General features: G+C 53.5%; 23 protein-coding genes. 8 read left to right on the forward strand and 15 right to left on the reverse strand.

All coding sequences use genetic code 11. From position 1 onward, the window contains the following. Positions 1–56: 56 nt before the first annotated feature. The 4 genes from R6H26_RS03875 to R6H26_RS03890 all read right to left on the reverse strand — a co-directional run bounded on the left by R6H26_RS03875 (position 57) and on the right by R6H26_RS03890 (position 2,469). The gene (locus R6H26_RS03875) at positions 57–218 is read right to left on the reverse strand and encodes a hypothetical protein (RefSeq protein WP_404788498.1); all 162 of its coding nucleotides are present in this window, start codon (positions 216–218) and stop codon (positions 57–59) included. Further along, complete coding sequence (locus tag R6H26_RS03880) at positions 212–1,381, reverse strand: CBS domain-containing protein (RefSeq protein ID WP_404788500.1); 1,170 nt, start codon at positions 1,379–1,381, stop codon at positions 212–214. The genes R6H26_RS03875 and R6H26_RS03880 overlap by 7 nt, the downstream gene beginning before the upstream one ends. 98 nt (positions 1,382–1,479) lie before the next feature. Further along, the gene (locus R6H26_RS03885; protein ID WP_404788502.1) at positions 1,480–2,073 is read right to left on the reverse strand and encodes a Uma2 family endonuclease; all 594 of its coding nucleotides are present in this window, start codon (positions 2,071–2,073) and stop codon (positions 1,480–1,482) included. A gap of 45 nt (positions 2,074–2,118) precedes the next feature. Further along, positions 2,119–2,469, reverse strand: a complete 351-nt coding sequence (locus tag R6H26_RS03890) for a recombinase family protein (protein WP_404788504.1) — start codon at positions 2,467–2,469, stop codon at positions 2,119–2,121. A gap of 964 nt (positions 2,470–3,433) precedes the next feature. Between R6H26_RS03890 and ppk2 the strand changes: the two genes are divergently transcribed. Continuing rightward, positions 3,434–4,219 (forward strand): polyphosphate kinase 2, encoded by a 786-nt coding sequence (gene ppk2 / locus R6H26_RS03895; RefSeq protein WP_404791196.1) that lies wholly within the window; start codon positions 3,434–3,436, stop codon positions 4,217–4,219. Positions 4,220–4,266: 47 nt separating this feature from the next. Further along, positions 4,267–6,438 (forward strand): glutamine synthetase III, encoded by a 2,172-nt coding sequence (locus tag R6H26_RS03900; protein ID WP_404788506.1) that lies wholly within the window; start codon positions 4,267–4,269, stop codon positions 6,436–6,438. A gap of 97 nt (positions 6,439–6,535) precedes the next feature. On the opposite strand, the gene R6H26_RS03905 is transcribed toward R6H26_RS03900, so the two are convergent. From R6H26_RS03905 to R6H26_RS03925, 5 genes are all read right to left on the reverse strand, one after another. After that, positions 6,536–7,297 (reverse strand): hypothetical protein, encoded by a 762-nt coding sequence (locus tag R6H26_RS03905; protein WP_404788508.1) that lies wholly within the window; start codon positions 7,295–7,297, stop codon positions 6,536–6,538. Beyond that, entirely contained in the window at positions 7,294–7,566 is a 273-nt protein-coding gene (locus R6H26_RS03910; protein WP_404788510.1) for a DUF2188 domain-containing protein, read from the reverse strand. Before R6H26_RS03910 ends, R6H26_RS03905 begins: the two co-directional genes overlap by 4 nt. Positions 7,567–7,714: 148 nt before the next feature. Continuing rightward, positions 7,715–10,057 carry a DNA helicase PcrA gene (gene pcrA, locus R6H26_RS03915; RefSeq protein ID WP_404788512.1) on the reverse strand — a complete coding sequence of 781 codons (2,343 nt, stop codon included), beginning with the start codon at positions 10,055–10,057 and terminating at the stop codon, positions 7,715–7,717. A gap of 173 nt (positions 10,058–10,230) precedes the next feature. Beyond that, a complete protein-coding gene (locus R6H26_RS03920; protein WP_404788514.1) occupies positions 10,231–10,713 on the reverse strand; it encodes a thiol-disulfide oxidoreductase DCC family protein in 483 nt (160 codons plus the stop codon). Positions 10,714–10,741: 28 nt separating this feature from the next. Further along, positions 10,742–12,028: an RNA-guided endonuclease InsQ/TnpB family protein gene (locus R6H26_RS03925; protein WP_404788516.1), complete on the reverse strand. Its 1,287-nt coding sequence runs from the start codon at positions 12,026–12,028 to the stop codon at positions 10,742–10,744. An 88-nt stretch (positions 12,029–12,116) separates the two neighbouring features. On the opposite strand from R6H26_RS03925, the gene R6H26_RS03930 reads away from it, so the two are divergent. Both R6H26_RS03930 and ureE read left to right on the forward strand, forming a co-directional pair. Further along, positions 12,117–12,350, forward strand: a complete 234-nt coding sequence (locus R6H26_RS03930) for a hypothetical protein (RefSeq protein WP_404788518.1) — start codon at positions 12,117–12,119, stop codon at positions 12,348–12,350. A gap of 283 nt (positions 12,351–12,633) precedes the next feature. Continuing rightward, a complete protein-coding gene (ureE, locus tag R6H26_RS03935; protein ID WP_404788520.1) occupies positions 12,634–13,089 on the forward strand; it encodes an urease accessory protein UreE in 456 nt (151 codons plus the stop codon). On the opposite strand, the gene R6H26_RS03940 is transcribed toward ureE, so the two are convergent. The 4 genes from R6H26_RS03940 to R6H26_RS03955 form a co-directional block, all read right to left on the reverse strand. Then, on the reverse strand, positions 13,086–14,291 hold the full coding sequence (locus tag R6H26_RS03940) for a glutathione S-transferase family protein (protein ID WP_404788522.1): 1,206 nt from the start codon (positions 14,289–14,291) through the stop codon (positions 13,086–13,088). The two genes, ureE and R6H26_RS03940, sit on opposite strands and share 4 nt — an antisense overlap. Positions 14,292–14,390: 99 nt before the next feature. Continuing rightward, positions 14,391–15,041, reverse strand: coding sequence for a DUF938 domain-containing protein (locus R6H26_RS03945; RefSeq protein WP_404788524.1), 651 nt, complete (start codon positions 15,039–15,041; stop codon positions 14,391–14,393). A gap of 16 nt (positions 15,042–15,057) precedes the next feature. Further along, positions 15,058–18,366, reverse strand: a complete 3,309-nt coding sequence (locus R6H26_RS03950; protein ID WP_404788526.1) for an efflux RND transporter permease subunit — start codon at positions 18,364–18,366, stop codon at positions 15,058–15,060. A gap of 54 nt (positions 18,367–18,420) precedes the next feature. Next, positions 18,421–19,809 carry an efflux RND transporter periplasmic adaptor subunit gene (locus tag R6H26_RS03955; protein ID WP_404788528.1) on the reverse strand — a complete coding sequence of 463 codons (1,389 nt, stop codon included), beginning with the start codon at positions 19,807–19,809 and terminating at the stop codon, positions 18,421–18,423. A gap of 302 nt (positions 19,810–20,111) precedes the next feature. Between R6H26_RS03955 and R6H26_RS03960 the strand changes: the two genes are divergently transcribed. Next, the gene (locus tag R6H26_RS03960; protein WP_404788530.1) at positions 20,112–22,415 is read left to right on the forward strand and encodes a ComEC/Rec2 family competence protein; all 2,304 of its coding nucleotides are present in this window, start codon (positions 20,112–20,114) and stop codon (positions 22,413–22,415) included. Between the two features lie 256 nt (positions 22,416–22,671). Then, positions 22,672–23,253 carry a hypothetical protein gene (locus R6H26_RS03965; RefSeq protein ID WP_404788532.1) on the forward strand — a complete coding sequence of 194 codons (582 nt, stop codon included), beginning with the start codon at positions 22,672–22,674 and terminating at the stop codon, positions 23,251–23,253. Between the two features lie 140 nt (positions 23,254–23,393). On the opposite strand, the gene purQ is transcribed toward R6H26_RS03965, so the two are convergent. After that, positions 23,394–24,080: a phosphoribosylformylglycinamidine synthase subunit PurQ gene (gene purQ, locus R6H26_RS03970; RefSeq protein ID WP_404788534.1), complete on the reverse strand. Its 687-nt coding sequence runs from the start codon at positions 24,078–24,080 to the stop codon at positions 23,394–23,396. A gap of 3 nt (positions 24,081–24,083) precedes the next feature. Further along, complete coding sequence (purS, locus tag R6H26_RS03975; RefSeq protein ID WP_404788536.1) at positions 24,084–24,386, reverse strand: phosphoribosylformylglycinamidine synthase subunit PurS; 303 nt, start codon at positions 24,384–24,386, stop codon at positions 24,084–24,086. Positions 24,387–24,694: 308 nt separating this feature from the next. Here purS and R6H26_RS03980 point away from each other — a divergent pair, with 308 nt between their 5' ends. Continuing rightward, entirely contained in the window at positions 24,695–25,063 is a 369-nt protein-coding gene (locus tag R6H26_RS03980) for a GFA family protein (RefSeq protein WP_404791198.1), read from the forward strand. A gap of 698 nt (positions 25,064–25,761) precedes the next feature. Continuing rightward, the gene (locus tag R6H26_RS03985) at positions 25,762–26,673 is read left to right on the forward strand and encodes a branched-chain amino acid transaminase (RefSeq protein ID WP_404788537.1); all 912 of its coding nucleotides are present in this window, start codon (positions 25,762–25,764) and stop codon (positions 26,671–26,673) included. The last annotated feature ends 17 nt before the right edge of the window (positions 26,674–26,690 follow it).

Below are 26,690 nucleotides of genomic sequence, written 5' to 3' on the forward strand. Positions count from 1 at the left end.
ACTCCATCGGCAATAGAAAATTCCCTAAACTAAGGCGCACAGCCCTACCCGCCATATCAGTTCACCCGCTGGAGCGCCGTAATTTTTGGGTCTAAAATCTTCTGCCCCATGCCAGGAAACTTAACCGCCAAACAAATTTTATCGGCAGCTCCAAAAATATGGGTTACTTCGCCCACGCCAAAGCCCTTGTGGATCAGGCGATCGCACAGCATCAGCACAGTAAATTCTGAAATTGCTGTAGTTCGGACAGTATTGTCTGCAATACAGCTTGGCGTGCATCGGCTGTAAGTTCGGGACGATCGACCAAATGTTTAATCTGAAGCTGGAACGTATTTAAGAATGTCTTGAGGTTGGGGATTGCGTCCGGTTCAGGAACGGCTATAGAGGCAGAGAGGTGAGTATCGTGGTCGATCGCATTTGCCAACACTTTATCGAGATCTAGACCCAATTGCTGGATCGTGCGCTGTAGCGTTTCAATCACATCGTGCATTTCGATCGGGTCAAATACTCGAAGAATACTAGTCTGGGTCACAATACCCAGTTCTTGTCCCCAGTTCCAGGACACCACCAGCCGCCGCACCTGCCGCTGCTCCATTGCTTGATGAGCGGTCCAGAGCGAGTCTTCAGGACTTAAGACAAACAGCGGCGTACTCATGACCGCTCGGGCTTTGGTGGTGCCGATGTTTAAGCCTAGGGCCTGGAAACGCACGATATCCCGCTCGGTGACGATGCCAACCGGACGCTGGATTGAGTCTTCTCGATCCGATTTTTCTACAATCACCACGCAACTAATTTGATGAACTGCCATCAGTTCTGTCAGCTCATCCACCCGTGTGGTGGGCGATGCAGTCGTCACCTGATTCGTCATGACTTCGGCAACGCGGCGGATTTTGAGCAAGTTCGTCGGTCGCAGAATGTGGCGAATGCTATCGAGGGAAACGACGCCAATGAGCTGCTGGTGCTCGTCTGCGATCGCCAGATGACGAATCCGATGGCGGCGAAACAAAAAGATGGCAGCAAAAACGTTGTGGAGCGACTGTTCCGAGATCGTCAGGACGGGGTGATGCATCACATCGCAAACCTTTGTGGCGCGCAGGTCAGTCCCGACTGCGGTTAACTGGACTAAATCGCGCTCGGTGAAAATGCCCAGCAGGTTTTCATCCTGCATCACCAGGACACAGCTAGAGCGCGCGCCCCAAAGCGAATCCGCCGATTGAGGCTGTTGTAAATGGTCTAGGGGCTGATGGCTGCGCTCCGCAGCGTCATACATCAGCTTTACGACATCAGCCAAGCAGGTATTGGGAGCGGTAATGAGGGGATGCCGATCGATCGCCTCAGCCAGCGGCGGCGTACCGATCGAATCATCAAAGGATACAGTCATGAAGTCAGGTTCAAAGGAAAAGACAACCCTTCTAACCTATGTGAATTTTCCCTAAAACTTCTGCACCATCGGTCACTAAAACGAGCTGTGTCCATTTTTTAGTATGAGTCAGAGCTTTTTTCAGTTGCAAATACAACGTCTTCGTAGACCTGCTCGATCGAGAAAGTTAGTTTAATGCTGGTCAGCTCCACCAAATCCCCTGGCTCGTAGTCGATAATGCGCCAGTGATCTCCATCAACCTTACGAAACAGTTCGATTGCTATTGTCTCAGCATCAACCAAGATATATTCTTGCAAGCTGGGATTGCGTCGGTACAACTTGAATTTATTACCCCGGTCATAAGCTTCGGTAGAAGCGGAGAGCACTTCGACAATCAGACAAGGATAGGTGATGTACTGGGTTGTCGTCTTATCTCTCTCATCGCAAGTAACGCTCACGTCGGGATAAACATAGTGAGTGGATGCAACAATATTCACTCGTGCATCAGAATTAAGGACTTTACAACCGCTACCCCGCAGGTGGTTCCCTAACAAACGATTAAAATTTGAAGTAATCTGACTGTGATTAACAGTCCCACCAGTCGTTGCATAAACTTCGCCATCAATGTACTCATGACGAACTTGCTGCTGCTCCTCCCAAGCAAAGTACTCTTTGGGGGTGAATCTAGGGAGATTTTCTTTGGTAGCAATCATTTTAAAACCTCCGAAGCGCTGAGCTGACTGGTTTTCAGCCTTAAATTATTCTTTGTCCTGCAACTCTATCCCTGAGACTTTCGGCATTCGCCCGTATAGGCGATCGAGCACGCGCTTAACCGAGATCCGCTGCCACTGCTGCCCGCGTTTGGTGGTGTAGCCATTTTGGTTGAGCCAGTCTGCCACTTGCTGAAGGGATTTTCCAGACTTATGATGGCGGCGAATCAACTCGATGACCTGTTGTTCATCCGTATTTTCAGCAAGTTCTCCATCAATCGCCTGCTGCCCAAAAGCAGGAGAACCATAGCCAGCATAGCCACCCTGAGCTGCTTTTGCCCTTCGTGCTTGCTCTAAGCGTTCCCAAATCTCTCGCTCTTGAAAGTTTTCAGCAACCATTCCCCGCGTCCAGTTTTACTCAAGCACAGCATATCTTGACATCTAAGGTTTGTGCTAGTGCCACACGGCTTATTTACATCACAGCGTTATTGAGGAGATAACGGGCACGCTCAATCTCACGGGCGGCTCCTTCAACGACAAGCAATAAGCGTTGATTGTAATGCCAACCAATCCTAGGATTGGCTTCAGTTCATTACTTGAGTTGGACATGCTGAGCTGTTACATCCCTCGGAGATTTACATACAATATCTCTAGGGGTGAATCGCTGATAAATCCGTATCGTTAAATACAAACAATCTTTTGTGTTATTAGGCTAACTTCACCGAAGTCTTTGTGAGGTAAAGACTTCAGCGTCAACAACAATTTCAGCTTGCCTCTTTATTGAGTTTTGTAACGCGGATCCGAAATATTTTCCAAGTCCCTAGCTGAAAGCGAACTGAGCGAAAATTCAGAAATTTGCGCAGCATTTAGTAACTTGCAATACAAAAATCTTATTTTTCTGTTCTACTATGAGGCGAGTACCCAAAAACCTTCAGAAAGGCTTAGAGCTTGCAAATAAAAGGTTTGATAGTTCTGCTTGTTACATCTGTCGGCTAAGCGTTTTGGAACTTTTAGTTTGGGACTTTTAGGGTGCTACAGGGTAATGAATTTTAGGTTGTAATGCCTTGCCCTAGATCTTAGCAGCGATCGGATTTCTAGATTGAGATCGATCTGGAATCTGTTGTTCGATCGAGCATTTCTTTGTCAATCCCATTGGCCTGCTGTTACGTGTTCTGCAATTTTACGTCATGGAAGGATAGCTATGGATAGTCAAGTGATGAATGGCAGTTCCTCAACAACTGCCATTCTGGAGTCTCTGGTCGCAGAGCAAAAGAGCAAAAAGAAAAAGCATAAGCTTAAGAAAAATGATGATTTGAGCAAAACTTCAGAATTGAAGGCGCTTTGCCAGACTTCGGAGAGTGAAATGAATTCTAAACTCTCTAGCAAAGCGTACGAACAGGAATTAGCTCGTTTGCAGGTAGAGCTGGTGAAGCTGCAATATTGGGCAAAGCATACGGGTGCGCGCATTGTTATTTTGTTTGAGGGGCGCGATGCAGCAGGTAAAGGCGGCACGATTAAGCGCATCACCGAACCGCTCAATCCCCGTGGCTGTCGCGTGGTGGCTTTGGGAACTCCCAGCGATCGCGAGAAAACGGAGTGGTACTTCCAGCGCTACGTGCCCCATCTTCCGGCTGCGGGTGAAATTGTTTGCTTTGACCGGAGCTGGTATAACCGTGCTGGCGTAGAGCATGTGATGGGATTCTGCACGGATGCTCAATATCAGGAATTTATGCAGACCTGTCCAGAGTTTGAGCGGATGCTGGCTAAATCCGGCATTATTTTACTCAAGTACTGGTTCTCAGTGAGCGATGAAGAACAGGAACGTCGGTTTCAGTCTCGCACGATCGATCCGGCGCGTCGGTGGAAGCTGAGTCCGATGGATTTGGAATCGCGCGATCGCTGGGTGGAATATTCCCAAGCCAAAGACGCCATGTTTGCCCACACCAATATCCCTGAAGCGCCCTGGTTTACGGTGGAAGCAGACGACAAAAAGCGGGCGCGCCTGAATTGCATCAGCCATTTCTTAAGCAAGATTCCCTATGTGGATATGACGCCAGATCCGCTGGAACTCCCACCGCGCAAGAGCGCCCCCCATGACTACGTGCGTCCGCCTCGCAACGAGCAATTCTTTGTGCCGCAAGTGCATTAAAGATTCGCCTACGGCTTATTACCAATCACATTTTTAGGACTATCACCATGACCCATGAATTGCGCGTTCAGGCTGTTTCCCAAGTCACCGATCGCAAGCCTTTACCATCCAAGATTCCGCAGCGCCTGGAAGCGCTATGGGCAGCGGATGTGTTTACCCTGAGCAAGATGCAGGCAAGTTTACCCAAGGATGTTTATAAGTCCGTTAAAAGCACCATTCAAACTGGCGGAAAGCTGGATGTATCCGTCGCGGGGACGGTTGCCGCCGCGATGAAAGATTGGGCCGTTTCCAAAGGCGCGCTGTATTACGCCCACGTCTTTTATCCCATGACCAATGCAACTGCCGAAAAACATGACGGTTTTATTTCAGTGCAGGGGGATGGCAGCATCATCACTGAATTTACGGGCAAGGTTCTGGTGCAGGGGGAACCGGATGGATCGTCCTTTCCCAATGGCGGGCTGCGCTCGACCTTTGAAGCGCGGGGCTACACGGCCTGGGATGTCACCAGTCCTGCCTATGTGATGGAAACAGACAATGGCGTAACCCTGTGCATCCCTACAGTGTTTATTTCCTGGACAGGGGAAGCCCTGGATAAGAAAACGCCCCTACTGCGATCGAATGCGGCGATGAACAAAGCTGCAACTCGCGTGCTGAAGCTATTGGGGCATTCTGACGTTGCGCCCGTCAACTCTAGCTGCGGCGCAGAGCAGGAATACTTTTTGGTGGATGCCCACTTTGCCCACAGCCGTCCCGATCTGCTGCTTTCAGGCAGAACCCTGTTTGGTAAACCCGCAGCCAAGGGACAGCAGTTTGACGATCACTACTTTGGTGCCATTCCCGATCGCGTCCAAGTGTTTATGCAGGACGTGGAAGAGCGCATGTATCGGCTGGGTATTCCAGCTAAAACGCGCCACAACGAGGTCGCACCGGGGCAGTTTGAGCTGGCACCCTTTTTTGAAGCTGCTAACGTCGCGAGCGATCACCAGCAGCTCACTATGACCATCCTGAAGATGACTGCCAAAAAACATGGGTTTGCCTGTCTGCTCCACGAGAAGCCTTTTGCCGGAATCAATGGTTCTGGCAAGCACGTCAACTGGTCGGTGGGCAATCCCACTCAAGGCAACCTGCTAGATCCGGGCGATACGCCCCATGCCAATATGCAGTTTTTGCTATTTTGCGGTGCGGTGATTCGGGGTGTGCATAAATATGGCCCCCTCCTACGGGCGGTGGTAGCGACCGCCAGTAACGACCATCGCTTGGGTGCCAATGAAGCGCCCCCTGCCATCATTTCGGTTTACTTAGGCACGCAGCTCGCGCAGGTGTTTGAGCAAATCAGCAAAGGAGAACCGACGAGTTCTGCCCATGCTGGGGTGATGGAACTTGGCGTAGACACGCTGCCCGTATTTCCGAAGGATCCGGGCGATCGCAACCGTACGTCGCCCTTTGCCTTTACGGGCAATCGCTTTGAGTTCAGGGCCGTTGGCTCCAACCAGTCGGTGTCTGGCCCCTTGGTGGCCATGAACACCATTCTGGCGGATTCCTTAACCTGGGTTGCCGACGCGCTAGAGAGTGAAATGGCCGCAGGAGCGGAACTGAATGCTGCTATCCACACGGTGCTTAAACAGGTGATGGATACGCACGGCGCGGTTGTCTTTGGCGGCAATGGCTATTCGGAAGAATGGCACAAGATGGCCGTTGAAGCGCGCGGCTTAGCCAACCTGCGAACCACTGCCGATGCGCTGCCTATCTTAAAGGCGGACTACATCGAAGAACTGTTTAGCCGCGTGGGCGTGCTGACGCCCGTCGAGCTGGAAAGTCGGTTTGAGGTGTATGCAGAACAGTATATTCTGGCGATCGATGTCGAAGCCAAGCTGATGGTCAATATGGCTAAAACCATCATCTACCCCGCTGCGGTTCGGTATCTCTCTGACCTATCCACAGCGATTATCAAAGCCAAGAAGATTGGCATCGAAATGGACAAGGAAGTTGCTGAAAAGGTAGGGGTGCTGATACAGTCGATGATGGATAACGTCAGTAAGCTCAGCGATGCCATGGGCAAGCACGACTTTGCCACGATCGAAGACCACATGCAGTATATGGCTCAAACTATTCGTCCGCTAATGGACAATCTGCGGGAATATGCAGATGCCTTGGAAGGGGAGGTGGCGGATGAGTTCTGGCCTTTACCGACCTACCAAGAAATGCTGTTTGTGAAGTAACGTCTACCTGCGACCTTAGATTTTTTATCGTCAGCCGATGCGATCGCATCGGCTGACTTTGTTTGGACTCCATTTTGTCCGTGGGCAATCCGTTTTGTCAGGCGACTGTTGCTGACCATCTCGAAAATCCTGTCGTTGCTGGATCGCTTCCCAATCCAATGACTAAGACGCCCGCTCTAGGGTGGTAATTTTGGGATCTAAGATTTTTTAACCCATCCCTGGAAACTTGATTGCCAAATCGTTCATTAATCTCTAACCATTCAATTACCAGCTTGCGAAAATCCACAAAAATCAACTCTTCTACCTTTAGGCTAGATTTATCGCAGAAAATGGGCAAATCTTTGCAAAAATCATCATACCGCTCCGCAATATTCGCCCCTCCCGGCAAAATGCCGTCATCCAGCACCGCCCCCGCCAACCAATCGCGAACCACCCTAATCGCCTTCCCCGGCTCCCGATTGTGGGTCTGGATATCCTGTCCGGCAATATCAGAACAAAACCGTTGAGACCGATGCGGCTCTCGATCCAGAATTAAACACAGCTTTTCAGCCTGTTTCCCTTGCCCAAAACGCTTCGCCCCCAGAAATAGCCCTAGCTCCAGCGGCATATTAAAGCGGGGCAAAGGTTCAATGCCCGATGTCTCAGTCCGAGAAATATCGTGAATGCCAAACTTGCAGCTTTCAATAATCTGAAAAATCTTTTCAATGCGAACCGTACTGGAGTCATTGATTTCTAAAGCGCACCTCGGCCAAAACCCACAATCCTGCACCGCAAAAATGACCGCATAGAACAACGCCTGATATTCCAGGTCAAACGGACAGTTAATAAACACACTGCCCTCATAACCTGTCTGCGTCATACCTTATAAAATTCGCGTCGAAGTGTCTCGGCAGTTTTGGCGTGGACAATCACCTCAACATTTTGCCCGACAGAAAGTTCGCGGGCAAAATGTATTGCTTCAGCCTGGGTTGGAAAAACTCGATCCACGCGATCGCGCCCACTTTTCCGAACTTCCCAGCCCTGATCAGCGGGCAATACATGGACCGCCCGAACCACAGTCCGAATTTGTTCCGGGTCCAGATTCCCAACTTCCGTAGATGTAATCAGAGGTCGTATCTTCTGTGTCATCGTAGAGCCTTTGAATCTCCTGTATTTTTATATTAACCCTGCCCAGCAGAAACACAACAATCCTCAAACTGCACGACATTTTCTAGTGCACGGGCGCTCACTCCACCCTCGGTGAGCTCACAGGACTTCCAAGCCCTAGCGAAGAAAATTAATTCACCCGCTGGAGCGCCGTAATTTTTGGGTCTAAAATCTTCTGCCCCATGCCAGGAAACTTAACCGCCAAACAAATTTTATCGGCAGCTCCAAAAATATGGGTTACTTCGCCCACGCCAAAGCCCTTGTGGATCAGGCGATCGCCCACGGACCAGTCCTGAGCGTGAGTATTGGGCAGCGCCGAGGGCTTGGCTTTAGATGGGGTTGCCATTTCAGGCTTGTGTTTGGGAATAGCGAGGGGCGAGTTGAGCTGCATTAGCTCGCGCGGAATTTCAGAGAGAAACAAAGACGCTACCGCAGGTTCGCGGGAGCCGTAGAGACGGCGTTCGCGGGCGTGGGAAATAAACAGGCGTTCTTGGGCGCGGGTGATGCCCACGTAGCACAGGCGGCGCTCTTCTTCGAGGGAGGCAGGGTCGTCCAGGGAGCGGAAATTGGGGAACAGTCCCTGCTCTAATCCCACTAAAAATACGATGGGAAATTCCAATCCCTTGGCAGAATGGAGCGTCATCAGCGTGACCGTCTCCGCCGTATCTTTGCTGTCGGCATCGGACGCGAGGGCGGCGTTGGCAAGGAAAGTATCGAGGGCTGAGTCGTCGTTTTCTTCTGCAAATTGAAGGGAGGCGTTATAAAGTTCCTTAACGTTCGCGAGGCGCTCGTCGGCTTCGTCTGTGCCCTGCGCCAGCAAATCGCGTACGTAACCGGACTGCTCCAATACCTCCTGGATAATATTGGCAGCGGGTTTGGTTTCCACTTCCGCCTGCCACTGCTGGATCATGGAGACAAACTGCAAAATGGGCTTAGCGCTGCGAGCCGCTAGGGTTTTGACGGCAGATTCATCGCTGAGAATTTCCCAAAGCGGCACGCCCAACTCTTGGGCCGCTTGTCCCAGTCGATCGAGCGTCGTCTTCCCGACGCCCCGTCGCGGGGTATTAATGACTCGCTGAAGGCTGACCGTGTCGGCGGGGTTGGCAATCAGGCGCAGGTAGGACAGGACATCTTTAATCTCTTTGCGATCGTAGAACTTGAGTCCGCCCACCACAGTGTAAGGGATGCTCCAGCGCACCAACGCATCTTCAAAGGCGCGCGACTGGGCATTGGTGCGGTACAGAATAGCAAAGTCCCCCCAATTGACTTCGGGATTGTCCCGCTCGATGGATCGCATTTGATCCACGACGAACTCGGCTTCGTGGACCTCATCGTCGGCGCGGAAGCAGAAGATCGCGTCCCCTTCGCCCCGCGTGGCCTTCAGAATTTTATCGATCCGCTCGGTATTGTGCTCGATTAAGGCATTGGCGGCTTCGAGGATATTGGCAGTAGAGCGATAGTTTTCTTCCAGCTTCACCATCGTGCGGGTATCGTCATCGGGGAGGCGATCGCCGAAATCTTGCTGGAACCCCATCAGGATCGTAAAGTCGGCAGCGCGGAAGGAATAGATGGATTGGTCGGCGTCGCCCACCACAAAAATGGAGCGATTCTGCCAGTTTTTAAAGTTTTCGACCGCTTCGCCATTGGTGGCAATATACCGCAGCAGATCGTACTGGGTGCGGTTGGTATCTTGGTATTCATCCACCAGCATGTGGTGGAATTGACTGTGCCAGTAGGCCAGCACCGTTTCATTCTGGGCGAACAACTGCACCAAGATCCGAATCAGGTCGTCGAAGTCGAGGGCATTGTTGGCGGCAAGGCCGTCCTGGTAGGCTTCATAGACGCTGGCAATGACGCGCCCGCGAAAGTTGTTGTTTTCGAGTTCGTATTGCTGGGGGGTTTGGCCGAGGTTTTTGGCATTGCTGATGGCAAAGCGGACGGCGCGCGGCGGAAACTTGCGATCGTCTAAGTTCAGACGGTTGGTCACGATATCTTTAATCAGACTTTGAACGTCGGATTCGTCAAAAATCGAGAAATTTTTCTCCCAGCGGCGACCCTTCTCATCTCGATATTTGTCGATCTCCAACCGCAGGATCCGCGCGCACAGACTGTGAAATGTCCCAATCCAGAGGTGCTTGGTGATGGTTTTGTAAACCCGCGATCGCAGCTTGGTCTGTTCGTAGGGCGGTAGGAGTTCCAGGGGCTTGCCGTGGTCTTGTTGGGCGAGCTGTTCGGCAAATAGCTTTTCGATGCGCTCCTTCATCTCGCGGGCGGCTTTGTTGGTGAACGTAACCGCCAAAATATTCTCCGGGTTGACCCGATGCTTGAGAACCAAATTAGAAATGCGGTAGGTTAGCGCGCGGGTTTTACCGGATCCCGCCCCTGCGACCACCAACAGAGGTCCGCAATAATGCTCGACAGCCTGACGTTGAGAGGGATTCAGAATGCTTAAAAAGTCAGGAGAGGAGGGCATAGCAGTCGTCAACAGGTCGATAGAACGGTTTTTGGAGCTTTTGTACCCCTATCGCTGGGACGATAGCGGGCGTCAGCAGCGGTGAAAGTTGACCGAGCTCTTCTCCATCTTAAGACCGATCTGCCTTGTCCCTCTCGAGCGAGGTCGCGATTGCATCATTTTGCATGCCGTTTTCAGCGAGCATCGCAGGCGTCGCAGGCAGAATAGGGATATTCCGATCGATAGGTCTGCGATCGCCGTCCGAACCAGGCATAGCGATGGTCGCGCACTTGGACGTAGGTGCGATCGCCCAACGCTTTCAGACCTGGAATAGCGCGGTACGCCTGGATAATAGCGGCTCCTGCTGGCAAGAGCCGCGCGATTTCTTCGGCGGCGTCACTGCCCTGCCAGCGCTGTTGCGGGTTGTCGAGCTTCAGCAAAATCATGCCCATCTCGCAGGCTTCAGGCGTAATTTGCCAATGCGCGAGGGTTTCCGTATCCTGCATGGGCGCGTAGCGAAATAAGCTACCGCGCTCTAGCTGCGCTAGCGCCTGCACCAGCGTCGAGCACAAATTGCAACGGCCATCGTAAATCACGACGTAAGATGCAGTGCCATCCCCCTGACGGAACGGCGAAACATTCTCGGATCGAGGAGCGTCCATCGGTTTTGACTTCATGAAACGTGACATCCTCCCGAGGCTGATGCTACCCTTCGACAAGCTCAGGGCATCGCGCATACAGCGCGGGCTTCCCAAGATCGCTCTTGGATATTTCTGCCCCACGCCACTTATCTAGGTCATAGACCCCCGATAGCCCGACTTGACAGACTGTTTCCTTTCCCCAGAGTCCCTGGGTACTTACATTTTCTAGTCCACGACTCAAGACCATCTCTGCTGCTGCATGATCTCTATGCGTTTGATACCCACACTCAGGACAAAAATGCTCTCTGACACTCAAGTCTTTTTTGACAGTGGCAAAACAAGCTGGGCAAATTTGGCTTGTACCGTTGGGATTGACTTTGGCAAAGTACACCCCACGCTTCCAGCACACCCATTCAGTCAAACAGAGAAATTGACCAAAAGCAGCATCAACGCAATCTTTACGCAACATCCCTCTCGTCAAACCTTTGACGTTGAGGTCTTCTGCAAAGATAGTTTGAGCTTGATCGCAGAGTTTATGAGCCGTCTTGAGGTGGAAATCCTTGCGACGGTTTGCAATCCGGTGGTGCATTCTGGCAACTTCGATTTGTGCCTTCTCCCAGTTTTTAGAACGCTTCTTTTTCTTAGAGGCTCTGCGTTGCAGCAATTTCAGCTTGCCTTGCATAGACCGAAAGAATTTTGGACGTTCCTGAAAGCTGCCATCCGAAGCGCTCAAAAATCGCTCCAATCCCAAGTCAATTCCAATGGCTCGACCGTGAACCGAGGCATCTGGGATAGACACACTCGATTCAATTGCGACCACGACATACCATTGCGTTCCTCGAACCTTGGACAATACCCGAACCTGCTTTACCACAAATCCATCTGGTATTGGGCGGTGCAGTTCGATCCGAATCGCCCCGATCTTAGGCAGCTTGATAAAGTTGCTTTCAATCGGGTTGACCTTGAATTGAGGAAACACAAACGATTTGAATTGACCAAACTTTTTGAAGCGCGGAAATCCAAGTCCACGCTTTTGAAAAGCTTCCCAAGTGTCGTGCAGCCTGCGAATCGTAGTTTGCAGCACCTGAGAATGAACCTCGCCCAAACGAGGAATCAATTTCTTCGCTTTGGGCAAATTGTTCTGCTGTCGGTGATAGGAGGGGAACGGCTCAGATGCACTGATGATGTATTCCCGCTCCAAAGAACACCGATCGATCGTGCACTTACGCGAAGCAAGCCAGTCTTTGAGTTCGCGCAGAGCGTAATTATATACGCCTCGGCACGTCTCAAGCCACTCAAGCAAATCAGCCTTTTGAGCAGCATCTGGATAGATTCGGTAGGTGTAGTTCATGGTCAACATCGCCATATTCTACCACGGGCAGAGCGTGGTGGTAAATGCTTGCTTCGGGGGCATCGAACCGCGCTCAGCAAGCGGCGAGATGACCTGTTACCCGACGCTGAACGGAGTACCGTTACAGCGCGGGACTGATGTTCTCGCGCTCTTATTAGTCAAGCACCCTGTGTCCTGCATTCAAAATGTCACATTGTCTCGCACGGCAAGCCGCACCCTCGCGCTCGTCTTCATTTCCGGATTGAGTCCGCGCCACAAACTGCTCAAAATAGCGGATCTCTCGGCCTTGGAAGGTAACGGGAAACGCCTCGAACGGTGCTAGCACGATCTGGCGATCGGGACGAGCGCGAGGAATTAGCCGGGTTCGGAGGAGAGAGGAAACGCGTCAAAAAAGTGACACTCCAAAAAGTGTCACTTCAACGTTAGCGCTTTTTTTGAGAGGAGATATCTTTGGTTCAGTGAGGAGTGATTCAGATAAGAAGCTCTTGAGGTCGAAACACGGAAAGACTCTCAAGAGCTTTTTCTTGTGTATTTCTACCCTTAGATTTTTAGATTGACACCCGTGCAATGATGGGACTAGCCGCCGCAGTCGTTTGCCATCCGTCATGAGCCAGGAAATTGCTATCGTCGCTTTGACCCAGCGCCAATCTCCCAATGCAGAACAGGTCGTGCAAGGAGACTTGGTTCTCAGTGCAGAAGAAAGACTGCGATCGCGCTATCGCTGCCAAACCGAAGATGGGATCGAACTATTGCTCGATCTCCCTCGCGGAACGGTTTTGCAGGAAGGCGACCTCCTGACAACCGCAACAGCCGATTGGCGAGTGCGGGTCCGGGCTAAAGCAGAGCCTGTCTTGAGTGTGGAGGCGGCATCGCCGTTGGATTTACTGAGAATGGCCTATCACTTGGGCAACCGGCACGTTCCGGTAGAGGTAACGCTGACGGCCCTAAAGCTCTCGCCGGATCCCGTTCTCAGGGAGATGTTGGAACACCTGGGCGCCGCGATCGCAGAGAGCAATGAGCCGTTTTATCCCGAGACGGGGGCCTATCGCGCCCATGCTTAGGGTTTGGCAAAGGGAACGGGATCTTGATCGCGGCGGTGCTTCAGGGGGATGGGTGGACCTTGGCGATCGCCAACCAGCGCAGCCGTAGCCTCTAGAGACTCCCTCAACCGCTTGCCCGCATAGATGGACATGTCTCGCGGGACGCTAATGCGATCGCGTAAATATCGCAGGGCAATATCGGACTCGGCAGGCGGCGGACAAACTTCGCCCGTGATGAGGTGAGTGAGGGCGCAGCGCAGGGCTGCATCGAAGAGCGCGCCATCGGCAGGATTCACCCGAATGATGTTAGCGCGGTGCTTGAGCACCCGTTGGAGCGCCTCGGCGCGGGAGGTTTCAGGCTCTGGATAAGCGACATCGGGCAGTCCAAACCAAGGGCCGTTATCCACCCGCGTCTTATTGCGCTGCATCTGCGGTTCGCCGTTTTCCCAACATCCGCCCATCTGCGGCGGTAAATCGTGGGCGTGGGTGTGGAAATCGCTCTGGGTGCCGCGATAGGTGGGGCGGCTTTCCATGCCGTCAAACCAGGCCAAAAGTTGGGAATTGTCTTCGCGGAGGGAATAGCCTTTGTAGTAGTAAAGGCTGGCGTTCATGCGCTCGACGTAGGGCGTAAAGATGACATCTGCGGTGCCAAATTCTTCCAGGAAATAGGGACCTGGGGTGCGACCTAAGGCGTTTTCAACCTGGGCGACGACGCTGACAAACTGGTCGCGGTTCTGCTGTTCTTCTCGCGCTGAGCGGGACGGATAGCACAGCCAATTGCACCAAGCTCTAAATAAAAGTCGCTCCAGCCGTCGCAGGGGAAGAACGTCGGGGTTTTCCATGCCCGATCCCAAGGGACCGAAGACTCGCTCTAGGGCGATCAAAATATCGTCGCTTTCTGTGAGGATGCGACCGTCTAATTCAAGGGCAGGGAGCATTCCCGATGGGACTTTGCGCTTGTACCAAATTTCTTTTTCCCCGTAGCAAAACATGGTCACTTTTTCGATGCGGTAGGGAATTTGCTTTTCCTCTAACCACAGCCAGATTTTCTGACAGTAGGGACACCAAGCATGGTTATCGCGGTATAGCGTCACCCGCACGTCAGCTTCGGTTTTTCCAAATAAGCGCAGTCGGGATTGGGCGTTGGTGGGACCGTTGACCGGATCGATGTGAAAGTCTGTCAGGGCTTCTAGTTCTGGCCAACTGAGGGGGGCGGTGCTCATAGGAGTTGCAAGTTTCGGACGGATCTTCTCTCAATCATAAAGACTGGGCGTTGGGTTTTAGCTTGAAGCGGTGCAAACTAGGGGGAATTGAGAGCGCCTTTATCTTCGTCGTCGCTCGAATACGACGGAGAGGTTGTTGGCAGGCATGGGAATGATGTCGCGCAGATGCAAACCGCGCTGCGCCGCAACGGCCACAACATCCTCTACATTCCGCAAACCCCACTCTGGATTGCGCGATCGCAGGCTTGCATCGAAAGCTTCGTTACTCAGCGCCGTCGGCACGTCCTTTTGTCGGTACGGCCCGTACAGATAGAGCACGCCCCCATCGGGCAAAAGGGCCTCGGCCCCTGCCATTAAACCCAAAGTGGCAGACCAAGGCGAAATGTGAATCATGTTGATGTTCGCGATGGCTGAAATCGCAAGGGGTGGGGCATGCAGGGCGATCGCCGCTTTAGCCTTGTCAGGCCAATCTCCTTGGCTCACCTCCAACGCAACGGGAGGGAGCAAGCGCTCTGCGGGCCGATCGTCCTGCCAAGCCCGAATGCTTTTCAACGCTTCGGGGTCGGCATCGCTGGGAAGCCAGTAACGCGGGAAAAGCAGTGGAGTCAGGAACGCGGCATGCTCTCCCGTCCCGCTGGCAATTTCTAGAACGAGGCCCTCCTGGGGTAAAACCCGTCGCAATACCGCAAGGATAGGCTCGCGGTTGCGCTGGGTGGCCGGAGCAAATTGTCTGGCATCTGTCTGAGTCATGCCTTCGCCATCGAGATTACAACTTCACCCTATCATTGCGTTCGGGGAGTAGGAGAGTGGGGGTGCGAGTTGCTTTTAGATCTGTTTTTTTCCGATTGAAAGGCCAGTCGAACAAATCGTGAACGAGCAAGTAAAAGCAGGGGATGATGAAAAGGGTCAAAACCGTTGCTAGAGAGAGTCCAGAAAAGACCACGATGCCCAAGGGCTGCAAGAATTCTCCCCCCTGCCCCACGCCTAGGGCCAAGGGAAACATTCCCAACACCGTCGTAATGGTCGTCATTAGGATGGGGCGCAGTCGCTGAGGGGCGGCCTTCAGGATGGCAAGACGGCGGCTGCATTCCTCGCGTTCGCGGATTTGGTTGGCCAGCTCGATCATAATAATGGCGTTGTTGACCACAATCCCGACCAGCAGCACCGCGCCGACGATCACCGTCGCCCCGATCGCCGTTTGGGTCGCAAACAGCCCGAAGATGCCGCCCGCCAACGCCAGCGGAATCGTAAACATAATCACGAGCGGGTCGAGCAGGGAGTTATACTGCACCGCCATGACGACAAAGACGAGAAAGGCTGCCAAGCCGCCCAAGATCGGGAGCGTGCTTTGCAACTGACGATTGCTTTCCGACGCGGCGCTCGGGAGCAAGCTAACGCCCTCAGGTAGGTCCAAACTGCTCACCACTTCGTTGACTTGGGCCAGTGCGTTCCCCAGGGTCGCCCCCTCGTTTAAGTTCCCTGCAATTAAAAATACCTGCCGCTGGTTGATCCGTTGAATTTGACCGGGGGCTTGGCCCGCTTCAATTTGAGCCACCTCTCCCAGGCGGACTTGGCGATTTCCTTCCACAAAGAGCGGCAGGCGCTCGAGTTGGGACGGACGCTGAATGGAAGCTTCGTCGAGTTCTAGGCGCACGTCTACCAAGCGATTCCCTCGCTGAAGCTGCGTGGCAACCGTCCCCTGAATGGCTGTCTCTAAGGTTTCGCCGATGGAGCGCGTGTTGAGATTGAGGGCCGCCAACCGTTCGCGATCGGGACGGATTTGAATTTCCGGCTGGCGCGCATCGGCATCGGGACGGAAACTGGTTAGGGTGGCTCGCTCCTCCAGCGCTTGCAGCACTTGCTGGCCTGCTTCTTCCAAGACGGTGCTGTCCGCCCCCTGAAGCATGACATCGACCTCTGCTCCTCGCACCGGAGAGTTGCTCAAAATCAAGCCGCGCACTTGACCGGGGCTGATCCGCAGGCGAATCCCCACTAAATTTAGTTTCAAAAACGCTCGGCTCATTCTTTCGGAAAACGCTTCGACGTCGGTGCCGGGTTTGAGGGTGATGTTGCTAGAACTGCGGAGCGGATTTTCAGTGGTGTTGTTACCGAACAGCGAGCCGCCGATAGTGGTAAACACGTACTCTGTCTCGGGCTGCTCGATTAACAGCTTGTCCGTCGCCTCCATCACCTTACGGCTGGTTTCAAGGGGCGTCCCCGGCGGAAACTGCGCGTTTAAGTTTGCCTGTCCGGTATTGATGCGCGGCAAAATTTCTTGGGGGATTTGGCCGACCATCCAAAAACTGCTGCTGCTAAACACCAAAACAACGAGCCCGACAACGAGCCAGCGTCTGGATAGCACCCATTCTAAAAAGCCAGCGTATCCGCGCACGGAGTCCTCAAAGCGGCGGTTAAACTGACTTAAAACCCATAATCGACCCACATTACTCGACCAGCGGATCGCCAGCAACCGCGAGGTCAGCATGGGCACGACGGTGACGGCGATTAAGATCGAGGCAGCGACGGAGAAGCTAATGGTCAAAATGAGCTCGTTAAATAACAGCGCGATGAAGCCGCCGATCAGCAAAAAGGGTAAGACGGCCACCAAGTTGGTACTGGTGGATGCCAACAGCGCAGACTCTACTTCTTGACTGCTTTGAATGGAGCGCTGGATCAGTTGGTTTAGACCGAGGCGCGATTTCGTATCCTTGCCAGGGGTCATGTCCGCACCCTCGGCGATCGCCTCCAGCATCACGATGGAGTTATCCACCACAATCCCCACCCCTAGCGCCAATCCTCCCAAACTAAACACGTTCAGCGATAGTCCGAAGACGCCCATCAAGATAATGGCGGCGAGGGTCGCCAGGGGAATGGAAACCACAATAATGAGGGTTTGACGCAGAGAACCGAGGAAGAGGAGAACGGCGATCGCCGCCAGCCCAGTCCCGATCAACCCCGAGCTGGTGACGTTAGAGATTGCGTTTTGAATGAATACAGACTCATCCAGCGTCGGCAGCAGCTTCATGTCTTGAGGAATCGTTTCGGCTTGGCGGAGCTGTTCGATTCGCTGTTTGACCGCCTCGACCACTGCGATCGTGTTGGCATCTGGCTGCTTTTGAATGCTAACTTTGACCGCGGGCTGTCCGTTCAAGTTCACAAACACGCGCTGCTGCTGGGTTCCGTCAATGACACGGGCAAAGTCCCGCAGATAAACCCGTCGAGCAGGTACGGCAGTGCTACTCGCGGGCGAGCTGCCTTCAACCGTTGTAGGGGTATTGTTGTTAGCGCTCTCGGGCAGGTTGCCGCCAACCTCAAAAGAAATGTTCTCGATTTCAGCTGCCTCCCGAAACCGACCGATCGCGCGGGTCAGCGGTTCGGAGTTTTGCCCTAGAATCCGGCCTCCAGACACATCCTGATTGGTTGCCTCTAGTTCGTCGAGGACGGCATTGAGTCCGACCCCTTGGGCCTGCAGCCGATCGAGATCGACCAATACCCGCACCTCTTCTTCGACGCCGCCCGAGACATCCACTGCGGCGACGCCTGAAACCACGCCCAATTCGCGGGCTAACTCTTCATCTGCAAAGACGCGCAGGTCCGAAATCTTGAGCGCGGGAGACGTCAGGGCAAATTCGTAAACGGGTAGTTGGGAAGGATCCACTTTAAACAATCGCGGCTCCTCAATCGTATCTGGGAGCTGGTTTCTGGCCCGGTTGAAAGTTGCAGTGGCATCGTTGAGCGCTTGGTCGATGTTGCCCCCCGGCTCGAAAAATAGGTCGAGGCTCACCTGCCCTTCTCGCGTTTGGGAGTACACCTGCACCACGCCTTCCGTGGCAGAAAGTGCCTCTTCTAGCGGCTTTGTAACTTCATCAACGGCCACGTCCGGGGAAATACCAGGAGCGTCCACTCGCACGCCGATGCGGGGGTAAGTAATGGATGGCAGCAAATCGACCTGAAGCGTCGAGATGAAAAATACCCCCATGACGATCACAGCTAAGGTCAACATCAGCGTCCCAATGTGGCGACGAATCGAAATGGCACTCAAACTGAAGCCTGTGGGTTTGGCGTTGTTCGTCATAGGTTGCAGGGACGAGGAGTAAAGGGGTGGGTATCTGAAGAAATTTTGAGAAGATCACGATCGCCCGGCAGGCTTTGCAGCGTTGGAAGGTGCGTTTGCGGGTTCCGACAAAATACTCAATCGCACCGGATCGCCATTTTTGAGCGGTTTGCTGCTGCGCAGAACAAAGCGATCGCCGGGCCTCAACCCAGTTGTTACCTCTACCTGTCCGTCCTGACGCTGGCCTAGGGTGACGTTGCGGGCCGCGACCTTAGCGCGATCGCCCGCACCCTCGACGATATAAAGGGTGCCAGCCTGACGGGGTGGCTGCTCGCGATTGGAAGAATCGCCGCCGCCCTGCCGCGCCCCGCGCCTGCGGTTGGTTTGAAACGCAGTCTCCGGCACCCGGATCGAGCGCGCGGCCTGCCGTCCAAAACTCACCCGTGCCAGCAAACCGCTGCCGATGCGCTGCCCCACGTTGGGTATAGCGACCTCAATAGGGACCAGCCTTGCGGTCGGATCCGCCACTGGAGAAATGCGGCTGACCCGACCGCTGAAGGTGTCTTTAGGAAACGCATCTAGCCTGACGCGTACCGGCTGACCGACTCGAATTTCGCTCAACTCCAGCTCCGAAACTTGCACGGCGATTTTCACTTGGCTGAAGTCCCCCAACTTCAAAATTTCACTGCCTGCCTGGGCCAAATTGCCAGGTTCGGAGACTCGCTCCAGCACGACGCCATTCACGGGGGAAGTCAGGGTCGTGTAAGACTGACGCTCCCGCTCGCGGGCGATAACGGCTTGTTGGGCGCTGACGCGCCGTTCGGCTGCGCTTACCGCCTGCTGCCGGGTTCGTACCACTTCTTGCGCCGAGCGCAATGCCTGTCGCGCCGTTCCCGCTTCGGTTCGGGCCTGTTCTGCTTGCTGCTGGGCGATCGCCCCAGCCCTGTAAAGCTTGTCAAATCGCGCGCGATCGGCTTCGGCCTGCTGGAGCTCCAGCCGCGCAGACTCCACCTGCCGCAGGGCATCGCTCACTTGGGCGCGGGCCTGTGCCACTTCTGAATCCAGAGCTGCAACTTCTGCGGTCGCTTCGAGAACGGCTGTGGTCAGCACCTTATCGTCAATTTGTGCCAGCACCTGCCCTTGGGTCACGGCATCACCCACATCCGCGCGCAAACTCAATAGCTGGCCTTCCACCTGAGCGCGCAGCGAAACTTGACGGTAGGGCTGTGTCGTCCCGACATACTCTAGACCCCCTTCCGATGCGGCTGCGCGAGCAACCCCCACATCGACCGAAGCCGGTCCTTGATTTTGCTGCCCGTTTTGGCCGCGTCGGGTCTGGGCGTCCGCTTCCTCTTTAGGCAGAGAACCGCATCCCGCGATCGCCCCTACCAGCAGGCTCGATAAAACGAACAGTCCTCCGAGATTTGCTCTCGCGCGATCGAACGTGTGGGAAGACTGCCGCATAAATGCATCCTTAGACGAGGGACCGATCGGGTGAGGGAGCGAACTGAAAAGGTGACACAAAAGTTTACATAACTAATGGTAATGGATTTCTTGAAGGCTGCAATCTGCCTCTAGAAGGAGCAAAAGCTTTTAAGGAAAAGGTTGGCTAGCTCCAACGTCTCTCGTGAAACATTTTGTAGGAGATCGACTGGCCGCACTGAATAATGGATGCTATTGCTAAAGCGCTTAAAAAGAACCGATGATTGAATGAAGCCAATATTTGTTAAAGTCTGCTTTTTCGAGCCTTTTGTTTCCAAGCATTAATGCCTGCATCGTTTTGGCCAAAGGAATCCGCAATTGCGCTGCTTTGCTGTGCTTACATTCTAGGTCTCCTCGTTTCAGGCTTGCCGCTGGGAAACCTTCTGGTTGCTGGATTGGGATTGACCGTTGCCTGGGTGCGATCGCCCGCAGCGCGGCAGTTCCTACAACGGCAGAAAATAGCTTTACCGCAGGCGTGGTGGCGCGGCCCGCCCTCTCGCTGGTGGGCTGTTGCATCGCTCGTCAGCCTTTTGGCGGCGGGGTACCTTCAAATTTCCTTGCCCTATGCTGCCTCTAATGATATCAGCCGTTTGGTGCCGTCCGCTCAGACCAGCGTGAGGGCTGAGGTGACTGGCACCATCCAAAGCCGTCCCGCCCTCACGCGCAGAGGCACGGCGCAATTGTGGCTGACCGCGCGCCAAGCTCGCGGAGCGCGGGGCAATCCTCAAACCGTATCGGGCAATGTCTTCGCAACTGTCCCTCGCAAAGCGGCAAGGGAACTGCATCCCGGTCAAACCGTTACCATTGCCGGATCGCTCTACCGACCGCAACGAGCGACGCGGCCCCACGGGTTCGATTTTGCGACGTATTTATCCCGAGAAGGTGCGTTTGCGGGGCTAAAGGGAGCGACCGTGCGAGTCGATCGCGAAGGCGGTGCTTGGGGCGGGTGGGCCATCCGGGCGCGGATCGTGCGATCGCTGCAAAAAGGGACGGACGCGCGGACGGGGGCGCTCATCGGCGCGCTGGTATTGGGCAAAGATGCGGCGGATGTTCCTTACGATCTCAAAGATAGTTTTATTCAGTCAGGGTTGGCCCACGCGCTCGCAGCCTCTGGGTTTCAGGTGTCGTTGATTTTGTCAGTCGTGCTGGGGGTGGGGCGATCGCGGCTCTCGACGGGGTGGCTGGTCGCGGTTGGCAGCGGAGCGTTGCTGCTGTACGGGTTCTTGAGCGGTGCCGATCCGTCGATCGTGCGCGCGATCGCGTTGGGATGCGCGAGTTTGGTTGCCCTTTTGCTAGAGCGCCAAATTCGCCCCATTCCGGCTTTAGCGGTCATTGCCGTTCTGATGCTCCTCTTCAAACCCTTTTGGATTTGGGATTTAGGATTTCAGCTCAGCTTTCTCGCAACCTTGGGGTTGCTCGCTTCGGCATCGCCACTCGCAGCAGCTTTAGACTGGCTTCCACCGACGATTGCCTCCGCGATCGCGGTACCTTTGGCCGCGACGCTCTGGACCTTGCCGCTTCAACTCTATGTTTTTGGGGTTCTGCCGCTCTACGGCTTGATGGCCAATGTGATGTCTGCGCTGCTCCTGTCTTTACTGACGGTTGGAGGGTTTGCGAGCAGTTTGGCTGCGTTGGTTTGGCCGCAGTTCGGCAGCGGGTTGGCTTGGGTTTTGTACTGGCCCGCTCAACTTCAGATCGCGATCGTCCGAGGCATCGGTCAGCTTCCCGGCCATTCCTTGGCCCTCGGTCGCATTTCTCTGCTTCAGCTTTTGGCCCTTTACGGCTGCATTGTTGCGGTTTGGCTGGTGCCTCAATCCCGGAAATATTGGCGGTTAGCGGCAGCCATTGGTTTGCTGCTCGTTGCGGTTCCTGTCTGGCAGGTGCAGACCCAGCGGTTTTCAGTGACGGTATTCGACCAAACGCAAACGCCCATGATGGCGATTCAGCATCCTCAAGGGACGGTTGTGATGAATAGCGGCGATCGCCTCAACGCCAGTCAATTTCTGGTTCCGTTTTTACAGCAGGAGGGCATCAACCGCATCGACTGGGCGATCGATACGGTCGATACGCCCAGCGATCGTTCTGGGTGGGTATCGCTTCTGCGAAAAATTCCCATTCAGGTGTTGAGTCGCTGCATCCCGCAGGCAGCGACGGAAGAACCGCAAAAACTGCGGCCTCAAAGGCAGATCGAGGTGAACCCTCACGAACGTCTGACCCTTGGCCACATTGAGATGGTGTTGTGGCGGGCGCGACCGACAACCCTAGAACTTCAGATCGGGCCTCAGAAATGGCTTCTTGTCGATGGCAGCACTGAGGCCGATTTTGCCGCTTGGCTGACGACCGTCCGACTTCCATCCATCCAGGTGCTTTGGTGGAGGGGAGCGCCGATTTCTCTACAGATCCTCGCCCAACTCAAACCCCAAACGCTGATTTTATCGGGGCAACGGATGAATCCAGCGGCGATCTCTGCTGAAGCGGTTCCAAAAGTGTTCTGGACAGAGAGAGACGGCACGATTCAATGGACGCCACAACAGGGTTTTAGCGGGACGATCAACCCCGGAGAAAATAATCTCTCCCCCTTGGGTTGAGGATGCGATATCCCCCTTGCGAGACGCCAATCTGAGCCACTGCAAGCATCACACGATCGAATGACATTGATTTCAAGTATAAGAATAGCTGATTAATTGAAACTTTATTTATGACAATTTGTCTATACATTTAGAAGGCTTAGTAGCTTAATTTCTGCTGGCATTTCTAATTCCTTGATGTCCCACGTTCCTTTATAACCGAGGTTTAACGTAAGCGGTCACGCAAGAAAGAAGTAAGAAAATTTGAGGTATTTTCATGAAAATTTCCAATTGTCTAGTTTCATTACTGGTGCTGAGCACTGCAACCTTTGGGTCGGTTTTAGCGGGCCACGCGCAGAAAGATAGCCCGGTCCTCATTTCGCAAACTACTCCTCCGGTGACGCCGAGCACTCCCGGTACAGTTCCAGAGACGCCTTCAACCACTCCTCCGGTGACGCCAAGCACTCCCGGCACAGTTCCAGAGACGCCTTCAACCACTCCTCCAACCACTCCTCCAGAGACTGCCCCGGCGATGCCGCCTAGTACTTCTCCCAGTACTCCCTCTGAGACACCCCCAAGTACTCCCTCTGAGACACCCCCAAGTACTCCCGCGGAACCGCCCGCGACACCTCCCAGCACGCCTGGCACGCCTGAGAGTCCAACAAGTGGCGATAAATCTTCTCCGTCGGGAAGCGGGGCGGTTTCCGATCCCACTTCAAGCACCTCTACTGGAACCTCAACAGCCGCTTTAGCCATGTGCGGTAAAAATGGCGCATCTTTCTTAATCGAAACAAATGAGGCTCCAGTCGGTTGTACGGAATCGAAAATCAACAGACCTCCTGCTGCTGCTCTGAAGTAAGCTGCCTTTTGTCTGAGCGGTTGCCCTATCTCGATGGAGGGCAACCGCTTTTTAATTTCAACTAGATGTCGCTATAGACTGACAAAAAGAGGAATTGTAAATTCAAAAATGAAGTGCAACGCCAAGACAACAACCTAGACCTAGGCATACTCTAACAGTCCTTTAAACAGCAGCAGCCCGTCTATACCGCCTAGCGCCGGATCCGAAGCTCGCTCTGGATGGGGCATCATCCCCAATACGTTTCCCTGACGGTTGCAAATTCCTGCAATATTATTGAGAGACCCATTTGGATTTGCCGCTTCCGTCGGGTTTCCTGTGGCATCGCAGTAGCGCAAGACGACTTGGCCGTGGGACTCCAGTTCTGCAAGAGTTTCGGCATCGGCATAGTAGCAGCCTTCTCCGTGGGCGATCGGAAGCTCGATGACCTGCTGCGGTTGATAGGCCGATGTCCAAGGAAGGTCGGTCCGCTCGACTTTGAGGGAGATGCGATCGCAGATAAAGTGCAAATCCCGATTCCGAACTAAAGCACCGGGCAACATCTTCGCTTCGGTGAGGACCTGAAACCCGTTGCAAATGCCTAATACCCATTTGCCCGCCGCCGCGTGTGCTTTGGTGGCCTGCATGATGGGCGAAAACTGGGCGATCGCCCCGCAGCGCAAGTAATCGCCGTAGCTAAACCCGCCTGGAATCACGATCGCGTCGAGGTCGCTGATGTCGGTTTCTTCATGCCAGACCATCCGGGTGGGCTGACCGAGGAGATCGCGGGCAACCATGGCCATATCGCGATCGCAGTTGGAGCCTGGAAATACCACTACGCCAAAATTCATGGGTTACGCTCCTGCTGTGGCAGTTGTGGCAGACTCTGGGTGCGCAGCGATCGCCGTTAACTCAAAGCGATAGTTTTCGACCACTGTGTTTGCCAAAATCCGATCGCACATTCGATCCACCTGGGCTTCTGCTAAAGCTTGGGTTTCGGCAGTAATATTTAGCTCGATGTATTTGCCAATGCGGATTTGGTCTACGTTGCTGTAGCCCAAGTGGCCTAATCCAGATTGAACCGCAGCGCCTGCTGGGTCGAGAACCGAAGGCCGTAACGTTACATAAATTTTGGCGAGATATTTCTGCTGCGTCACTGTGGGTGTTTTCCAACGACTCTGTAGTCTGACTGTACCCGATCTCGTTAACCCGCGCTATGCTCGATCGCCGTTTCGTCCCGGCTCGACCGATCGGACTCTGCGATTGTTGCTACTTGTGACGATGACCGCTTTCGACTCATTGCAGGCATAGAGACGTTGCTTTAGATTATTAGCACAAAGAGTACTATTGTCGAGTCGAGCTAAACGCTAGGGAGTCAGTGATGATAGACAGTAATCCTCATAGGACTGGTAAATGTAGATGTGGACAGGTTCAATTTGAAGTCAATTCAGAACCTCTAATTACCATGGCATGTCATTGCACAGGGTGCCAACGCATGACAGCAAGTGCCTTTAGTTTGAGCGCACTTTATCCAAGCAACGGGTTCAAGATAACGTTGGGTGAACCTGTCATTGGTGGACTGCACGGTACAACACGTCATTATTTCTGTGCGTACTGCATGAGTTGGCTGTTCACGCGCCCGGAAGGTATGGACGAGTTCGTCAATGTCCGAGCGACGATGCTGGATGATGCCCAATCTTTTAGTCCATTTGTCGAAACCTACACGGACGAGAAGCTGTCATGGGCGATGACATCTGCTGTGCATAGCTTTAAAAAATTTCCATCGCCAGATAGTTTTCCAGCGTTGCTCTCTGAGTTTGCAGAACAACATTAGTTGAAAGGACGCACAACAGACGATCGGTTAGTCTGCCAAGTCCCAGCAGCGATTGGTTGGGTGTGAGAGATGGCTAGGATGCAGAGGCGATCGGCGCGAGAACCCGCTAACAATCCCGTTACACGCCGACCGAAGGAGGGCGATCGGTTTATAATTCATAGGCGAGCTGCAGCGGGTGAACGGGAACGTTATGTTGCTTCATCTAATATTAGTTGTCCGATGTAAAGCCTAAAAGCTCTGCTAGTAATTGCTTCGAACAGTTTAGAAATAAGTGTGGCATCGCTAGAAGTCTTACTATGTCTCATCGCGCCGGAGGGAATATTCTTAAAGCAGTCCCAATTGGCTTTTCGGGTGCGAGCTATCTCGTAAAATTGCGGCGATCGCTGTGGTTGCCGCTACATTCCTGGCCCAATTGGCACTCACATGCAAAATTGCTCGTCCCGTTCCAGTTTTGCAAATTATGGGAACGCAAGATCCCCTGATGCCCTTTGACGACAGCAGTATTTCAAAAGGATATAGGAGGCACAGTTGCATCCGGCGATCGCGCCATTGCTTTCTGGGTTTGGCTGAATGCCTGCAAAACAGCCCCATTGACTGCCTATCTACCAAACGTTCTTAAACTCTCGCTTGCCATGCGGCACCCGCTCCCATAGGCTGAACTAAGGAGCTTTCCGCTGTTGAAGTCGATCGAGTCGCTCATGTATAACTTTTTGCCCGTCGCCTACTTTGAAAATCAATTCATCCCGTTTGAGAACGCCAAACTCTCAATCGCGACTCACGCCCTCCATTACGGCACGGGAGCCTTTGGCGGGATGCGAGGCATCCCGGACCCGCAGAACCCAGACCAAATTTTATTATTTCGGCTAGATCGTCACTGTCAGCGCCTTGCCCAAAGTGCCAAATTTTTGCAGTACGATCTACCCGCAGACCAAATTCAGACGGCCATTACTGAATTCGTGCAGAAAAACCAGCCCCACAAACCCTTCTACATCCGACCGTTTGTCTACACGTCCGACCTCGGCATCACGCCTCGGCTCCACGATATCGAAAAAAGCTTTTTTATCTACGGCATCGAGCTAGGAGATTATCTCCCTTCCGATGGCGTGCGCTGTCGCTTTAGCTCCTGGTATCGTCAAGAAGATCGCAGCCTCCCCTTACGCGGCAAAATCAGCGGCGCTTATATTACGTCTTCCTTGGCTAAAACCGAGGCGATCGCCTCGGGATTCGACGAATCGATCCTGCTCAACACTCAGGGCAAGGTCAGCGAAGCCTCAGGCATGAATATCTTCGTCGTACGAAACGGGCGCATTTTTACCCCCGGCGTCGATCAGGACGTCCTCGAAGGCATCACCCGCGATAGCATTGTCCAAGTTGCCCGCAATCTAGGCTACGAAGTCGTCGAGCGTCCCGTCGATAAATCGGAGTTGCTGATAGCCGATGAGGTATTTTTGAGCGGCACTGCGGCTAAAATTACGCCGATTAAGCAGATTGAAAATTACCATTTGCCGTCAGACAAACCCATTACCCATCAGCTCAAGGAAAAAATTACGGCAATCACTGAAAATCGAGAGGTCGATTACCAAGACTGGGTGTTTAAGATATCCCTATAGTAGGTTGATTATCTTCT

It is taken from the genome of Altericista sp. CCNU0014, assembly GCF_044923475.1.
In the GTDB taxonomy this organism is placed as follows: Bacteria; Cyanobacteriota; Cyanobacteriia; order Thermosynechococcales; family Thermosynechococcaceae; genus JAAURS01.

Excerpts from the sequence above, each read along its gene's own strand:
- R6H26_RS03880 (WP_404788500.1), bottom strand. The coding sequence starts at position 1,381 with ATGACTGTATCCTTTGATGATTCGATCGGTACGCCGCCGCTGGCTGAG.
- R6H26_RS03885 (WP_404788502.1), bottom strand. The coding sequence starts at position 2,073 with ATGATTGCTACCAAAGAAAATCTCCCTAGATTCACCCCCAAAGAGTAC.
- R6H26_RS03890 (WP_404788504.1), bottom strand. The coding sequence starts at position 2,469 with ATGGTTGCTGAAAACTTTCAAGAGCGAGAGATTTGGGAACGCTTAGAG.
- ppk2 (WP_404791196.1), top strand. The coding sequence starts at position 3,434 with ATGAATTCTAAACTCTCTAGCAAAGCGTACGAACAGGAATTAGCTCGT.
- R6H26_RS03900 (WP_404788506.1), top strand. The coding sequence starts at position 4,267 with ATGACCCATGAATTGCGCGTTCAGGCTGTTTCCCAAGTCACCGATCGC.
- R6H26_RS03905 (WP_404788508.1), bottom strand. The coding sequence starts at position 7,297 with ATGACGCAGACAGGTTATGAGGGCAGTGTGTTTATTAACTGTCCGTTT.
- R6H26_RS03910 (WP_404788510.1), bottom strand. The coding sequence starts at position 7,566 with ATGACACAGAAGATACGACCTCTGATTACATCTACGGAAGTTGGGAAT.
- pcrA (WP_404788512.1), bottom strand. The coding sequence starts at position 10,057 with ATGCCCTCCTCTCCTGACTTTTTAAGCATTCTGAATCCCTCTCAACGT.
- R6H26_RS03920 (WP_404788514.1), bottom strand. The coding sequence starts at position 10,713 with ATGAAGTCAAAACCGATGGACGCTCCTCGATCCGAGAATGTTTCGCCG.
- R6H26_RS03925 (WP_404788516.1), bottom strand. The coding sequence starts at position 12,028 with ATGAACTACACCTACCGAATCTATCCAGATGCTGCTCAAAAGGCTGAT.
- R6H26_RS03930 (WP_404788518.1), top strand. The coding sequence starts at position 12,117 with ATGACCTGTTACCCGACGCTGAACGGAGTACCGTTACAGCGCGGGACT.
- ureE (WP_404788520.1), top strand. The coding sequence starts at position 12,634 with ATGAGCCAGGAAATTGCTATCGTCGCTTTGACCCAGCGCCAATCTCCC.
- R6H26_RS03940 (WP_404788522.1), bottom strand. The coding sequence starts at position 14,291 with ATGAGCACCGCCCCCCTCAGTTGGCCAGAACTAGAAGCCCTGACAGAC.
- R6H26_RS03945 (WP_404788524.1), bottom strand. The coding sequence starts at position 15,041 with ATGACTCAGACAGATGCCAGACAATTTGCTCCGGCCACCCAGCGCAAC.
- R6H26_RS03950 (WP_404788526.1), bottom strand. The coding sequence starts at position 18,366 with ATGACGAACAACGCCAAACCCACAGGCTTCAGTTTGAGTGCCATTTCG.
- R6H26_RS03955 (WP_404788528.1), bottom strand. The coding sequence starts at position 19,809 with ATGCGGCAGTCTTCCCACACGTTCGATCGCGCGAGAGCAAATCTCGGA.
- R6H26_RS03960 (WP_404788530.1), top strand. The coding sequence starts at position 20,112 with ATGCCTGCATCGTTTTGGCCAAAGGAATCCGCAATTGCGCTGCTTTGC.
- R6H26_RS03965 (WP_404788532.1), top strand. The coding sequence starts at position 22,672 with ATGAAAATTTCCAATTGTCTAGTTTCATTACTGGTGCTGAGCACTGCA.
- purQ (WP_404788534.1), bottom strand. The coding sequence starts at position 24,080 with ATGAATTTTGGCGTAGTGGTATTTCCAGGCTCCAACTGCGATCGCGAT.
- R6H26_RS03980 (WP_404791198.1), top strand. The coding sequence starts at position 24,695 with ATGGCATGTCATTGCACAGGGTGCCAACGCATGACAGCAAGTGCCTTT.
- R6H26_RS03985 (WP_404788537.1), top strand. The coding sequence starts at position 25,762 with ATGTATAACTTTTTGCCCGTCGCCTACTTTGAAAATCAATTCATCCCG.